This is a genomic window from Suilimivivens aceti (assembly GCF_025567405.1).
In the GTDB taxonomy this organism is placed as follows: domain Bacteria; phylum Bacillota; class Clostridia; order Lachnospirales; family Lachnospiraceae; genus Suilimivivens; species Suilimivivens aceti.
Genome location: NZ_JAOQKJ010000001.1, coordinates 201002 through 215779 on the forward strand (window position 1 = coordinate 201002; position 14778 = coordinate 215779).

The following is a 14778-nucleotide window of genomic DNA, read 5'->3' on the forward strand; positions in this document are numbered from 1 at the left end:
CATTTATCTCCGCATTTTTAAGACAGCTTGCTTTATTTCTATCCTATAAAGTAACAAAATTCCTCCCATCATACAAACTTGTAATACATAACTTCTCTCTGGATCACACATCAATTGCACAAAAACCTGCCCCAAAAGTAAACCATATGCCTCAATGTCTCTAAAAATTGATATTCTAAAATCCATCATTTTTTTTACATAAAGAACTCTGACAACAAGTACAATTCCATTTGCAATCATAGTTGCTACCGCAATTCCAATAACTCCCCATAATACAACTAACGAAATATTTAAAATTATATTTATCCCTGCTCCTAATACCGTTGTAGCCGATATTACTCTGATTTTTTTTTCAGCAGTAAATATTCCCGCCAATACTCCTGCTCCTGCATTAAAAAGTGCAGCCATCATATAAAATGGTACCAGACGCCATGCCTCAAAAAACTCTCCCTTAAATAATACTAGCGCAAAAAAACGTACCAAAACAATTATAACTGAGGTAATTATAATCATAAAAAAGCTGTAATAATTATATATATTTATAAAAAAGTTATTTTCATCCTTCTGATTGTAGTTCTTTGCTGCTGATAAAATCCAAGCATTCTCGAATAAATTTTGAAATGTTCTTATTACCGTAGGTATTTTATTCGCCACAGATATTAACCCGTTTGCACCTATTCCACACATATATAAAACCACATAACGATCTGATGAGAGAGTAATCCACCAGCTTATTGTATTTACTAATAATCCACATCCATATTTACATATTTCTAGTTCCATTTTCTTATCGCATTTTACATACCCTAAATATTTCCAAAATTTTAAGCAAAAAAAATAAAAGACATTTGAAAAAGTTAGCCCCAAAATTGTTGCCCAAAAATATCCTTTTACCCCCCATTCAAACCACACTAGAAAAATCACATTTAACCCTATAGTCAATCCACCTGAAATAAGACTGGCAATAGAAATACTTACCATCTTTTCAAATCCTCTAGCAATATTGTTAAAGAATTGATTGATTGATGTTGATAAGTAAAGTAATGTAAAAAGTACCTTGTATTCATTTAATACTGGCAATAAATTAAATGTTATATTTATTGTATATACTACCATTAATAAAAGAAAAGATATGCACAAATACTTAACCCCTATCGCCACAATCTCCTCTTTAACGGAATCATTATCTAATAAATATATCACTATTGCATTTGCAGTACACAAGGTAAATAATGGGATCAATAAAGATATTGACGTACTATATATATCAAATATACCATACTCTTCCGTAGATAATATACTTGTATATAACGGCAAAAGAAAAAATGATAAAATATTAGTTGCAAAATTGCTTATTGTCAAGACCCCAATGTTTTTTACTAAATATCTGTATTGATTCAATGTTCTCTATCCTCATATAGCTTCGCATACATCCATGCTCATGTGTACAATATTATCATTTTTTTCTTACTAAATATTGAAAAATCTTTGCTATTACCATTTGGGGAACTGTCAAATAAGCCCGCACAATAACATTTTCTTTTTTTATAAATATCCCCATTGCCTCATCAAATCCTTTTAGGTTATACGAGCATGGTATATGCATAATATTGAACATACAATAAAATCTAGCAACACACTTTTCATAACACTTAATAATATATTTTAATGTATCTCCCGATATATCACCATCAATATATAATTGCAATGTTATGGTTATTTCTTCACACGCAAATGCCTTATATAAATCATATTTTCCTTTCTTTTCATGACTAGCGTCTATATCATGTGACCAAATAGTATCGTCTATTAAATATCTGCTTCTTCCTCTCTCTCTAAAAAGCACATCCGAATGTGGAGATATTTTATTATAATTCCAATCATTTGGCATTTTTTCAAAATCACTTTTCCATACTCCAACCCCAGTTGTCCAGGATGCATATTCTTTTAACCCTCTAACAAACTCATCAAATGTAGCATAATTTTGCGGCTTTTTATATCTCAGCTCTCCATTTGAAAGATATATAATAGGTTTCTCATCCATATTATCTTTAACAAGATTAAGCATCCACTGAAGTGCTCCATCTTCTAAAAGAGAACGATGGTTCATAAATTTCAAATATTCTCCTGAAGCCAACCGTAATGCCTCTATCTGATTTTCAAACAAAAAAGCTTTTGTCTTTTTATAAATCAGTTTTTCATGCTTCTCTTCATAATTTAACATCTTCTCATGAAACACTTCATTATCTCCATTATCAGTAACAATAACTTCCCACTGATCAGAGTTGACATTTTGCTCATAAATTCTATCTAAAACAGGAAATACCCATTCTTCTATTCCATTCGTTGGAATGCAAAGTGATAAATATATCATAGCTATCTTATCTCCCAAAAAACTCCCGTGTTTTATCAATCACCTTTTTCTGATCATTTATATCTAATCCATAATAAAGTGGCAATCTAACAAGCCTATCACTACTTTCTGTTGTGTGCTCATCAGCTCCATTAAATCTACCAAATTTTTCTCCTGCCGGAGCACTGTGAAGCGGAACATAATGAAACACACAAAGAATATCATTTTCTTTCATAAACTCAATATATCGTTGTCTTGTTTCAAGATTTTTACACTTCAGATAAAACATATGTGCATTATGTTTACATTCCTTAGGAATTGTAGGTAATTCTATTGCTCCCCTTTTTCCCAATTTTTCAAATTCCTCATAATATCTTTCCCATATTTGAATTCTATTTTCATTTATCTGATCTGCCACCTCTAATTGTGCCCAAAGATATGCCGCATTAAGATCGCTTTGCAAATAGCTGTCTCCAAAATCAACCCAATTATATTTAGCCACCTGTCCTCTGTAAAACTGAGAACGATTCGTTCCCTTTTCCCGTAAGATTTCTGCTTGTTCTACATATTTTTCATTATTAATTACAATAGCTCCTCCCTCTCCCATGGAAAAGTTTTTTGTTTCATGAAAAGAATAACATCCAAGATCGCCTATTGTTCCAAGTGCTTTTCCTTTATAGCTACTCATCACTCCCTGAGCGGCATCTTCTACTACTAACAAATTATGTTTTTTCGCAATTTTCATAATTGTATCCATTTCACACGCAACACCTGCATAATGAACTGGACAAATAACCTTTGTTTTCTCTGTAATTGCTTTCTCTATTTTGTTTTCATCAATGTTCATTGTATCCGGTCGAATATCTACAAATACCAATTCAGCTCCAGCCAATACAAATGCATTTGCCGTACTTGAAAATGTAAAGCTCGGAAGAATCACTTCATCCCCAGGTTGAATACCACATAATAATGCTGCCATATCAAGCGCGGATGAACCACTTGTAGTCAATAAAACCTTTTTTGCTTTGAATCGTCTTTCCATCCATTCATCACATTTCTTTGTGAATGGTCCATCCCCACAAATTTTATGATTCTCCACAGCTTCTTTCATATATTTAAATTCTGTACCAACAAAGGGCGGTATATTAAAACAAATCATTATCTTCTTATCTCCTTTAATGTTTCTTCTTAGGTATCCAACTAAATTGTTCAATTCCTTCCATCTTCTGATACAACTCATCAATATGTTGACTAATTAACTTCTCATCTATTCCTGTATAGTCAAATTCAAGTAATTTACCTATCATGTCTTCATCAAATCGATAATTAATTACCTTTGCTGGATTTCCTCCCACTATCGCATATGGAGGTACATCTTTTGTAACAACCGCTCCGGCTGCAATAACCGCTCCCTGTCCAACATGCACTCCAGACAAAACAATAGCCCTATACCCTATCCACACATCATCATCAATAATAATATCTCCCTTGCTATTTGCTTCCGCCTTTTCTCCCATACATTTTACTTTGAATGGATATGTGGAAATGTAATGATAGTTATGATCTGCACTCAATATAAACGTCACATCAGGAGCTATAGAGCAGTAATTACCTATTTTCAATTTCACAGCCTCTTGAAATGCCAGTACAGAAAAATAGCCATACGTCTTCTTCCCCACCGAGGCAACATCTATATTGAAATAATTCTGGATCATAGTTTCATTATGTCGATTTCTTTTTTTCCATTTTATCTTTACTATTGCAAGTTTGATTTTATCTATTATCATATTCTTTTACAACTCTTCTGGAAACTCATTATTGCGTCTAAGCACATTTTCTATTGCTTCTAAATATGCATATTGATATTTTTCATCTGGTTCTAAATAACCACCCTCTGCCCATTCGTTCCAAGCGAACATAAACATCATATCCTTATGATAATTGTTTTTTGCACTGATTACCTGTTGTTCAAAATATTTTTCAAATTTTACTGGTGAAGTTCCCAACATCAGGGATCCTTTTTCGCCTCTCCTTGGAGTATTATCCCAGTCAACGAATGCTCCCGGTATCATTTTCTCAGTATTATGCTCATATGATAAAATTGTCGACCATATCTCATCATAGTTCAGCTTCTGTACACCGGCTCTAGACAAGTTCAGCTTTCCCTTCAAATACTTCTCTGAAAAACCTCCTATTTTCAAAGCAAACTTACGAATTATCTTTCTAACACCAGTATCCCGTGCCAGTTGCGCAAATCCTGGTTGATACTCTATTCCAAAATCAAAAATTGAACTTACAGTATTATAAAAATAGTATTTATGATGCTGATACGCATAACAGATATCACCTATACCGTTTTCTTTTGCCAATTCACGCCAGTATGTCAGCATTTCCTCCATATGCTCCATTATATCAGGTCGATATATAATAAATAATGGTTTGCCATCAACTTTGATATATCTTGAATCCTTAAAATATGGTAATAAATATTCAAAATGCTCTTTCCACTGCTGTTTTTCTCCATATTTTTGTTCTATTAATACCTGTAAATCAGATCCCTCCCATGCATTAGTCCAAGCTTCATTAGCCCAAGAAATACAGAAAGGCAGATCCAAATCTGAGTTCTGAAGATAATTTTCTACCGGTTTTTCTAAAAGCTTTTTTCCATTAAACCAATAATGATAAAAGCAAAAACCATATATTCCATATTTCTTTGCCAGCCCCACCTGCCATCTTTGAACATCTGTATCTAAAAGATCATAATAATTATGATTCATAGGTACTCTAGGCTGATTATGCCCCTGGAACAGTGGTTTTGCCTTCTTCATATTAGTCCATTCGGTAAAACCATCACCCCACCATGCATTATTTTCTGGTATTTCATGGAACTGTGGCAAATAGTATGCTATTACCTTCATTTAGTTTTCTCCCGCTTTATATAACTTGATCACTCTTTTTTTCATTTTCTCAATACCATATTGCTCTGCTCTTGCTCTGATATCAGCACTCTGCAGATTATTTTTCATGATTTGTTGTATTGCATTTATATAATCTTGTGGCATATGCTTTGCTAAAATCAGTCCGCATCTTTCATCAACCAGTTCTTTTACCGCACTTGTATCCAATACAATTACCGGCGTACCACAAGCCATAGCTTCCACTGTAACCAGTGAAAAGGACTCCTCAAGAGAAGGATTAATAAATATACTAGCACTAGAATAAATCTTCACCAGATCTTCAATATTATCAGTTCTCTCTAAACCGGTTATATTATCAGGCATCTTTTTTATCTGTCTTTTTGTAAGTCCAACCAGAACAATATGATATTCATCAGATAGTGTATCTGCCAGTGAAAGGAAATCTCCAATTCCCTTCCTCTTATCCCAAATATTAGCTACTCCTAATAATATTTTTTTTCCAAACGGCACATTATACTTTTCCCATATATTTTTATCACTTTGAGGATGAAATATCGACAGGTCAATACCATTATTTACTACTTCGACATATCTATCTTTTAAAAAGGACTCCCTCACTATATCTTTAATCCATTGAGAGGGAGCAATAATCATCAAATTAGGAATACTGGTAAACCATTTCTGTTTCATTCTAAAATTTCTTTTTGATCCATCAAAAAAGAAACTAATTGGATATTCCTTCTTTTTAGGACACTTTCTACATTCTTTCTTCCACTGATTACAATTCACAGAAACGAAGTATGCGCAGTGCCCTGTCACCGGCCAACAATCATGAAATGTCCAAAAAACCTTTCCTTTATATTCTTCCTTTAAATACCTGCATAGCGTAGGAATATGCAGATAATAGCCATGCAGATTATGCAAATGGATAATATCCGGATTTTCTTCTCTAAGCCAACGAATCAGTTTTTTCGTTGCAAAATATGATCCGTACCCCTGTGCATCAAATACCGTAGTTAAAATCACATGACTCCAAAAGGATATCGGATTACCAAACACCTTTCCTTTTATATTTTTTGAAGCAGGGCCTCTTCCCACAAAGGATATTGTATCATATCCCTGTAATTCTGCATATTTCTGAATATCTGCCATGATTCTGCCTGTGCTGGCATAGAATACCGTATTAATCTGAACCAGTTTCTTTTTCTTCATGTGCTTCCTGCTCCCGGATTCTCTTCTCCATCATACCTATCGTCTGCGTCAATGATCTGATCTTTTCATTCTGTTTCGTTACGATCGAGGTTAATGACATCAATATGATGATCACAAACGCAATTGCCAGAATGAAAAGACCATTCATACTGCTTTCAATTCCAATCATCCCTATGATGATGGTTATCAGCTCCGGCCAGATCACCAGTATACCCATACATACTCCTGCAAATAACCAGAGCAGTGTATATTTTAATGATATCTCTCTCTTTTTTAAAAGCAGCAGTATCAGTACAAAATATAACACCAGCGCTGCTATCAGACTGAGACGTAATTTATCAGGTATCATTGCTTCTTCCCTCTCCGTATTCCAAAACTGATCCTGCATACCAGAATCGCCAATGTTACTTTTATCATATAGTAAACTGACCTTCTCAGGTTAATCGAGCTGCTCCCACCCATACGTTCCTTCATAACCACAGGAATCTCTTCTATCCTCCCCCTGTGCATGATAGCAGCTACGATAGCTTCCGGCTCCGGATAATCACTCGGATAATTCTCCGCATATACTTCGATGAATTCCTTATCCACTGCCCGGAATCCACTCGTGACATCCCTTACCTTCTGAAAGCACAGAAGATGAATCCATCCACTCAAGAAGGAAATACCCATTCTTCTGGTAGCACTGGACTGAAAACCTTCCTTTTCTATGAATCGTGATCCGATAGTAATATCTGCTTTTTCCTCCAGAATTGGCATTATCAGCCTCTCCACATAAGCGATATCATGCTGTCCATCACCATCGATCTGAATTGCTATATCGTAATGATTCTGTAAAGCGTAACGATATCCAGTCTGAACTGCTCCTCCGATACCCAGATTAATAGGAAGGCTGATCAGATTGTAATGATTGCGGATACAGATTTCCTCTGTATGATCTCTGGAACCATCATTCACTACCACATAATCGTACTGCGGATAATTCTGTATAAGATTATTTACTACTTTTTCTATATTCTCCTCCTCGTTATACGCCGGTATAATAAGAAGAATCTTCTTGTCACCACACACGATCTGTTACCTCTTTTGTTTCTAATAAAATCTTTGAATAGGAGAATATCCCTGTAATACCAGCTTCACGCCATTCTGTGTATTTTCCACCCTGTATATACCGCCATCCAGCAGTACTCCCTTACCAATCAGAGACCCATAATACTTTTCCTGTTTTTTAGAATAATTGGCCAGATATACATAATCATATTTGCCAATTATATTCTCGATCTCTGATATATCACTTACCTTTTCTTCATCAGCTTCATGGTAAGTGAAGGAACATCCTGTATTTCCAGACTGTGCATGAATTGGGCACATATAATACTGAAAAATATAATGTGACAACTTCTGTGAATCATCACACCAGAAGAATATGGCATCATCCTTATTCAGGAAACTCTGAAAGTTTTCTTCTATTTTATCATATCCCCACAGAATAGACTGTCTCTTCTCTTCATACTGGTTCATAGCAAACAGACCACTTGTTGGTGCCAGAAATAATACTGCAAGCCCTAAAATACCTATCCGTATATATTCTGTCTCTTTTCTTCCATAAGCTGCTATATAAGCAACTATCAAAAATACTATTCCACTTACATAAGAAAATAGATACCGGTCAAGTGAAGCTGCTGTCAGCGCATCCTGTATGGGAAATACTGTAACATACAGAAACACAATACATAAAAAGTATACCACACTTCCCGTTATAAGCAATTCCATTATTACCCATTCTTTTTTTCTGTCTGTTCTCTTCTTAATGCTATAGGCCGCAAACAGAAATATCACTAATATTGTCAGCACAGAAAAAGGCCCTATTTTTATCCCATTCCAAACACTGTTAATGTTACTTAAGACTGTCTGAAGGAAAAATGATAGCTTATCCTCTACGTCATGGCCTCCCCCGCTGATCATCTGTATGGCATCAGCCATACCCTTTTCTGTGACATTACCGATATGCATCTGGCAATAGATCTGCCAGCTACCGAAAACAGCAAGTGCTATTATGCCAGTCAGTATGATCTGCCATTCCTTCCTGGTGCCAAGCTTTCTTTGCTCCCACACCGTATATATAAGGAATACCATACCAGCAAGTCCCGCAAGTACAACCCCCATTTCCTTCGTTAATACCAGTGCTGACATTCCAAATATCAGCCGGACCAGATTAAAAAGATCCATTTCTTCAAAGAAAAAGCAGTACAATACATAAGCAAACAGAATTCCCAGGAATCCGTCAATCATTATTTTATTATAATAGTTTGTATTAAACAACAGAGGGAATAAAAATAACACCCCACTCAGAACAACCTTCTTTTTTATACCATCCCGCTTTCTCAATATAACTGAAAGCAGCAGAAATCCAAATAACTGGTATGCAATAAACAGAAATTTATCTGAGAACAGTTGATTTACACTCATAAAATAATACTGGAAAAGTGACATGAGCGGAGGATACCTGGTGAACATAACTGTTGTCCCCTCATGGGAATATAACTTATCTGAATAAAACAGATCCTTGGTCGCTAATGCCCAATGAGAAAATTCATCGGATTCTGTTATAATCGTCCCATAATTATAAACAATCGTGAACAGGAAAAAAATCCCGACTGCTGCCATTCCAAATGAAAGTATATTCTTCACCTGACATCTGTTTGTAAATAGACAATATAAGATATATATCAACCCGCAAGCAGCCAAACCCTCAATCAGGTAAATTCCAACCGAAGCATTTCCTGCCATGGCACATATATAAAGCACCAGGCAGATACCAATAGCAATAACACCACTTGTATCAGCAAATTCATGTTTGGTCAGAAGTGAAAGACTAATAGCTAAAGCAAAAATGATCCCAAGTGATACCATAACCACAAAGACAGCACTGTTTTTCACATAAATAAATTCTGATCCCAGTCCACAGTCTTTGTCTTCCCCATTTATTTTACATCCGCTGTAATCATTATTAACTTTAAGTACAACTTCCGCATTAGGATCACCGTTCAGCTCCAGCAAGACTTCCAGTTCTCTGACCGGTTTCATTTTTATCACAGGAAAGCGGAAGCTAAGAGAGCTTCCCTGTAATTCTGCCAGTACCCTTTCTTCACTGACAAGTATTTCTCCACTTTCACGATCCTTTAACTCCATTTTTATGCTGCCACTTTCCACTGTTTGTGGCACATTAGCAAGCTGGAGTACAAATCCCCCAATCTTTTTCTGCTCTGATAACCAGCTTTGTGACAACACCTCTCCCGTATGTAATATAATCTCATCATTGGCATTGGAAGCTATATAAGCCGTACTTTCTGTATCTTTTACTGCCAAAATTCCCACTAATACTAATATTAATATAATACCTGCGATAACATTCCCCTTTTTCATGCTTACTTTACCCAAATATCTCTTTTTTATCCTTTTCTACCACTTTTCCATCTTCTACTTCATAAATAATATCAGCATTTCGTATCGTAGTCAGCCGGTGTGCAATGATAATGATTGTTTTCACACCCTGCAGGCTTTCTATGGACTCCATAACTGCAGTTTCCGTCTCATTATCAAGCGCAGAAGTGGCTTCATCAAGCACCAGTATCTCTGGGTCATGATATAATGCTCTTGCGATACCTATACGCTGTCTCTGTCCACCAGATAAACGTACACCTCTGTCTCCGACTATTGTTTCAAGTCCTTCCGGAAGAGTATCGATAAACTCACTGAGCTGCGCCTTCTGAATCGCCTTTTTTACTGCTTCATCATCAATCTCGTTTTCCTCTATTCCAAATGCGACATTATTCCTGATGGATTCATCTGACAGATAAATCGTCTGTGGAATATAACCGATCTGTTTATGCCAGCCGGAAAGATTCTTAAAGACGTTAATCTCACCTGCCATAACCTTACCGATCTGTGGAGCCAGAAGCCCGAGAAGAATATCTACCATAGTTGTTTTGCCCGCACCGGAACCGCCTATGAATGCAACTGTCTTTCCCTTGGGTATCCTACAGGCAGCGCCATCCAGGATCCACTTCTCTGTATTGGGATAAGCATAGCTGATTCCCTTTGCTGTAATTCCCTCTGTAAATTTCCATTCCTGATTTTCATCTACTTCCTGCTTCTTCAGATCTTCAATTTCCTTCAGATCGTTATAAATCAGTTCCACAGAAGGAATGGCAAACAGAATATTGGAAATATGTTCATTAATCTTCCCTACTGAAGGCATCAGCTTGAATCCTGCCACCGCAAATACAGCGATCTGCGGTATAAATGTCACAATATCCTCTCTCTGTCCCCAGAACATTTTTCCTATAATGGCACCGAGAAGTCCCGTCATACAGGATGCTTCCACGATATACTTGGGTGTAATGGAGATCAGTTTATTCAGTCGAAGGATACGGGCATACAGGCCATAGTATTTATCATAATTCCTGACAAAATATTCTTCTCTTCCCAGTACCTTAACTTCTTTAACTCCTCCCATGGACTGATTAATCCACTGATACAGCTTCGCTTTATAAATCTGGCCTTCCTTACCAAGATTCTTGCTGAATTTACGGGTAATAGACACAAATAGACCCACACAGAGGATCAACACACCAAGAACCACAATAGTGATTGACTTACTTGTTATAAACAGATATACACCAAGAACAATGCAGACCACAACCTCAGCAATCAACTGCATGGTGTGCACCAGCATCTGTGAAAACAGGCCTGTATCTTCCTGCAGACTTCTCTGCAATTCTGCAACATTCTTATTCAGATGAAAAACATAGGGTTCATACAGATAGCTGCGGAGCAGTCTGGTTGATATTCTCTTCTGCATATTGTAAGAGAATTTAAGAATACAATCCTGCTCTGACCAGAGAAAGATATTTTTAAATACATAAATAAAGATAATACACCCTGCCAGATATGCCAGAAATTCCTTCGAACTACTGCATCCCAGAAGATCATAAAAATAGGAAAGATAAGGATTGCTGCTGATCTTATCCGCATCCATGATAATATCTACAAATGGAGAAAATATAGCCACTCCAAACAGTTCCATGATACTTCCAATTACTACCATAACCAGCAGTAATGCGATCTTTACTTTATCCTTGGTTCCAAAAATATAATTCAGCTTCCTATACATGCTTTTCCTCGTTTCTAATCAGGACAGTTCTCTTTCTGATGATAATTAATCCCTTTATTTAAAATGGACAAGTCTCTGTAATCGTGTCCAGTACTTTTCTTCTGTATTCTTGCTGCATAGCTTACCTGGGAAAGACCTGCTACAAGTCCTCCACAGGCTGCCAGCGCATACATATCCCTGAGCACTTCTACTCCCAGCATATAATGATGATCTTTCCTATCCACAATACTGTTCATAACAGTCTCTTTTCCCTTGCTTCGGATCACATCTGTATAATAAACAAGCCTGTCCCCAAATTCCTTTTTAAAGATACCTATCGCATCTTCATCATCTGTTGCAAGAAAAAGAAGTCTGTAGTTTCCTCGATCATATACCGTTCTGGCCTCCTGCCGGTACTCCTCTATAGTAACCTGCACGGGATGTCCATTATAATTCTGTTTAAAATCAGTCCCTCTGACATGAACCGCCAGGATATCTGCTTCTGCCTGTTCTCCAAATAATTTTTTCTTTTCACTCTCTATATACTCTTTCAGAACCGGATTCAGATGAATATACTTCTCTGTGATCCTCCCCATCTCCTGCAGATATTTTTCATTTCTCATATAGCCATTAGCATCTTCATTTAATAAGACTGCCTGTTTGCTGTTCTCTTTTCTGCTTTTCAGGACATGCTGATACTTATTAATGTCTTCTACTGTAATACCTGCAGGCTGTTCAAAGTAATATTCAAACGGATTGTCTGTTCCATTTACAGGATGATCCTCTGCATAACAATACCCTTTGTGGAATCTGACTACCGGCTTTAGTCCATATTGATCTGCAAAGTATAAGAAGCCAAGCAATCTGTTATGTTCTGCGAAGAAGCCGGAATGAGACTCTTCCATATCAATAAAGTAAACCGGCTCCTGTATTATTCCATTATCTGTTTTTATCAGTTCTACCAGATTATTATCTTTTCCCAGTTCATTTACTCTTTTTACAAAGCGGCTGTCCCCTGATTGCCTTAAGCAGTACAACGCAAACCGTATCCTCTGTATTCCCTTTTTCAGTCTGTCCATATTTATAATTTCCCTTTTATAAGGTTATTTCCGCCCTGATCTGTTCTAAATAAGCAGTATAACCAGCCTTTAAATTCTCTTCTCTGCCTGTTACAGAATGCTTTGGAACAGGCACTTTAGATTCTGCCTTTTGCAGATACCATTCATACTCCATATCAAGATTGCCAATATCTATAGCCCGATATCCCTCTGCAACCAGATCACATACTAAAAGCTTAGCTGTATTCCCAAGTGCAAAAAGAAATAATTTCCCCTTGTCAAATTCCAGGCATTTCTCTTTGATTTTACCATATGCAAAATATGCATTTAACCCAGGGCATATAATTCTCTCTATCGCATTAGCTGTGTCCAGAAGATCATTTCCAACACCACTGTGTGTTCCTTCTCCTTCAACTATAACAACATCCTTTCCTTTCCATATTTCTTTTATCTTTTTAAACCATTCTGCTGACTGCATTTTGTCTTCATATATATAATATGGTCTTGAAAAGAAGGCATTTTCATATACTTTATCCCTGTTACAATATTTCTCATATGTTTTTCTCGAGAAGAATACATGCTCCTCCCAAAATTTCCTGCTTTTCTTTGTATAGGGATCCAAATTTTCAAAAATATCCGGTATACCTACCAATATATCATCTGTCTGATAACTTATGATCTCTTTCAGTCTCACAGCTAATTGTGGATCATAGTTCTGAAATTTTGTGGTTCTTCCCTCTATGATCCATATTTCTGCATCCCCAAACCGAACCAGACTCTTATCTGATCTGATCAGGTCATCAATTGTCTCGTCAATTGATTTTACCCTGATGGACGTTTTTCCTTTCTTTTTCCATTCAAATGCAATATGAAATACGGCTTCTTTTATTTTATCCTTCAAATGACTCATTATATTATTTTCTTTCCTTTTCTAGTTCACCGATACGCTGCAGACACTTCTGTATCCCCCTGTAATACTCCTGAAAGCTGCAATGCTCCTTTATTTCATTGTAGCCCATTTTCCCCATCTGCTGCAGTCCTTCTCTATCTTCCAGAGCATTCTCCAGTGCTTCTTTTAAAGCTATCCTGTCATTGTCCCGAAACAGGTATCCTGTCACTCCATGTTTGACATAACACGCAGATCCATTCTGATCACTGCAGATCACAGGAGTTGAAAACGCCATTGCTTCAAGCTGCGATATGGATGCCGGTTCTGCTGTACTCGGAATCACAAACAGATCTGCGCCTGCATATAATTCATCCATTTCACTTCTTTTGAGATTTTTAAGCAATGTTACATGCTGCTCCAGATGATGTTCCTGTATATAAATCTGTTGCTCCTTATAGTACGCTTTATGAAATTCGCTGGAACATTCTCCTGCAACTGTAAGCTTTATCGGGAAATGATCTCTGATCTCATCTATGATCTCCAAAAGCATAGCAATATTTTTTCGTTTTTCATATTTACCAACACATAAAATATGAATCATCCCCTGTTGAAACCATGTTTTATTTTCCGATGGCAACCTTGGTTCCATTACAAAGGGCACAAAGAATGCATTATCTTCTTTTTCTTTATTTACGTCCTGCTTTCCTAAAACCGGTGTGATCCTCACCGCTGGCAACAGTTTCTTCACAACACGGTGTGGAAAATCTTTTTTTATCTCATTCTCCCAAAGCGGGCTCTGATTGTACAGAATCATAGGGATTTTCATATGACGGCATGCCTGACATACAACAATGGAATAAACGGATCTTTCCCGGATAATCATTACCTCAGGCTTAAAATCCCTGACAATATGTCTGATTCTTCTGGCACTGGGAAACCCGAATTTCAGTTTCATATCCCCGGCATGACTATTCTTTTTATGCATTTTTAAGTATATGGCATTTCCAAGCAGAAATAAAGAAGAATATCCCGCAATCACAGGTTTTACATAGGAATAATCTTCTACCGTTCCCTGATAATGACTGACAAAACAGACACTATCCCCATTTTCAGTCAGCCCTTTCATGATCGGGATCTGGTTTGTATGATATCTTGGTGCTACATACAAGAAACGCATAAATTTACAACCTTTT

General features: G+C 36.6%; 13 protein-coding genes. All 13 read right to left on the bottom strand.

The annotated features are described in order from the left end of the window. Positions 1-3 precede the first annotated feature (3 nt). Genes OCV77_RS00870 through OCV77_RS00930 form a run of 13 tightly spaced genes read right to left on the bottom strand, consistent with a single transcriptional unit; the run spans position 4 to position 14762 of the window. Positions 4-1401 carry a lipopolysaccharide biosynthesis protein gene (locus OCV77_RS00870; RefSeq protein WP_262572445.1) on the bottom strand — a complete coding sequence of 466 codons (1398 nt, stop codon included), beginning with the start codon at positions 1399-1401 and terminating at the stop codon, positions 4-6. A 55-nt stretch (positions 1402-1456) separates the two neighbouring features. Next, entirely contained in the window at positions 1457-2374 is a 918-nt protein-coding gene (locus OCV77_RS00875; RefSeq protein WP_262572447.1) for a glycosyltransferase, read from the bottom strand. A 7-nt stretch (positions 2375-2381) separates the two neighbouring features. Then, positions 2382-3512 (bottom strand): dTDP-4-amino-4,6-dideoxygalactose transaminase, encoded by a 1131-nt coding sequence (rffA, locus tag OCV77_RS00880; protein ID WP_262572749.1) that lies wholly within the window; start codon positions 3510-3512, stop codon positions 2382-2384. Positions 3513-3528: 16 nt separating this feature from the next. After that, a complete protein-coding gene (locus tag OCV77_RS00885; protein ID WP_262572450.1) occupies positions 3529-4140 on the bottom strand; it encodes a CatB-related O-acetyltransferase in 612 nt (203 codons plus the stop codon). Positions 4141-4146: 6 nt separating this feature from the next. After that, entirely contained in the window at positions 4147-5271 is a 1125-nt protein-coding gene (locus OCV77_RS00890; RefSeq protein WP_262572453.1) for a glycosyltransferase WbsX family protein, read from the bottom strand. Then, positions 5272-6483: a glycosyltransferase gene (locus OCV77_RS00895; protein WP_262572455.1), complete on the bottom strand. Its 1212-nt coding sequence runs from the start codon at positions 6481-6483 to the stop codon at positions 5272-5274. Beyond that, the gene (locus OCV77_RS00900; protein WP_262572457.1) at positions 6455-6832 is read right to left on the bottom strand and encodes a DUF2304 domain-containing protein; all 378 of its coding nucleotides are present in this window, start codon (positions 6830-6832) and stop codon (positions 6455-6457) included. Before OCV77_RS00900 ends, OCV77_RS00895 begins: the two co-directional genes overlap by 29 nt. Continuing rightward, complete coding sequence (locus tag OCV77_RS00905) at positions 6829-7554, bottom strand: glycosyltransferase family 2 protein (protein WP_262572459.1); 726 nt, start codon at positions 7552-7554, stop codon at positions 6829-6831. Before OCV77_RS00905 ends, OCV77_RS00900 begins: the two co-directional genes overlap by 4 nt. 21 nt (positions 7555-7575) lie before the next feature. After that, positions 7576-9909 carry a hypothetical protein gene (locus OCV77_RS00910; RefSeq protein WP_262572461.1) on the bottom strand — a complete coding sequence of 778 codons (2334 nt, stop codon included), beginning with the start codon at positions 9907-9909 and terminating at the stop codon, positions 7576-7578. A gap of 7 nt (positions 9910-9916) precedes the next feature. Next, the gene (locus tag OCV77_RS00915) at positions 9917-11659 is read right to left on the bottom strand and encodes an ABC transporter ATP-binding protein (RefSeq protein ID WP_262572463.1); all 1743 of its coding nucleotides are present in this window, start codon (positions 11657-11659) and stop codon (positions 9917-9919) included. A gap of 14 nt (positions 11660-11673) precedes the next feature. Continuing rightward, positions 11674-12717 carry an O-fucosyltransferase family protein gene (locus tag OCV77_RS00920; protein WP_262572466.1) on the bottom strand — a complete coding sequence of 348 codons (1044 nt, stop codon included), beginning with the start codon at positions 12715-12717 and terminating at the stop codon, positions 11674-11676. Positions 12718-12733: 16 nt separating this feature from the next. Continuing rightward, entirely contained in the window at positions 12734-13597 is an 864-nt protein-coding gene (locus OCV77_RS00925) for a GT-D fold domain-containing glycosyltransferase (protein ID WP_262572468.1), read from the bottom strand. Positions 13598-13610: 13 nt separating this feature from the next. Next, positions 13611-14762: a glycosyltransferase family 4 protein gene (locus tag OCV77_RS00930; RefSeq protein ID WP_262572469.1), complete on the bottom strand. Its 1152-nt coding sequence runs from the start codon at positions 14760-14762 to the stop codon at positions 13611-13613. Positions 14763-14778: the final 16 nt, after the last annotated feature.

Bases quoted from the DNA above. Each gene is read 5' to 3' on its own strand.
- OCV77_RS00930 (WP_262572469.1), bottom strand. From the start codon at position 14,762: ATGCGTTTCTTGTATGTAGCACCAAGATATCATACAAACCAGATCCCG.
- OCV77_RS00890 (WP_262572453.1), bottom strand. From the start codon at position 5,271: ATGAAGGTAATAGCATACTATTTGCCACAGTTCCATGAAATACCAGAA.
- OCV77_RS00895 (WP_262572455.1), bottom strand. From the start codon at position 6,483: ATGAAGAAAAAGAAACTGGTTCAGATTAATACGGTATTCTATGCCAGC.
- rffA (WP_262572749.1), bottom strand. From the start codon at position 3,512: ATGATTTGTTTTAATATACCGCCCTTTGTTGGTACAGAATTTAAATAT.
- OCV77_RS00915 (WP_262572463.1), bottom strand. From the start codon at position 11,659: ATGTATAGGAAGCTGAATTATATTTTTGGAACCAAGGATAAAGTAAAG.
- OCV77_RS00920 (WP_262572466.1), bottom strand. From the start codon at position 12,717: ATGGACAGACTGAAAAAGGGAATACAGAGGATACGGTTTGCGTTGTAC.
- OCV77_RS00885 (WP_262572450.1), bottom strand. From the start codon at position 4,140: ATGATAATAGATAAAATCAAACTTGCAATAGTAAAGATAAAATGGAAA.
- OCV77_RS00910 (WP_262572461.1), bottom strand. From the start codon at position 9,909: ATGAAAAAGGGGAATGTTATCGCAGGTATTATATTAATATTAGTATTA.
- OCV77_RS00875 (WP_262572447.1), bottom strand. From the start codon at position 2,374: ATGATATATTTATCACTTTGCATTCCAACGAATGGAATAGAAGAATGG.
- OCV77_RS00900 (WP_262572457.1), bottom strand. From the start codon at position 6,832: ATGATACCTGATAAATTACGTCTCAGTCTGATAGCAGCGCTGGTGTTA.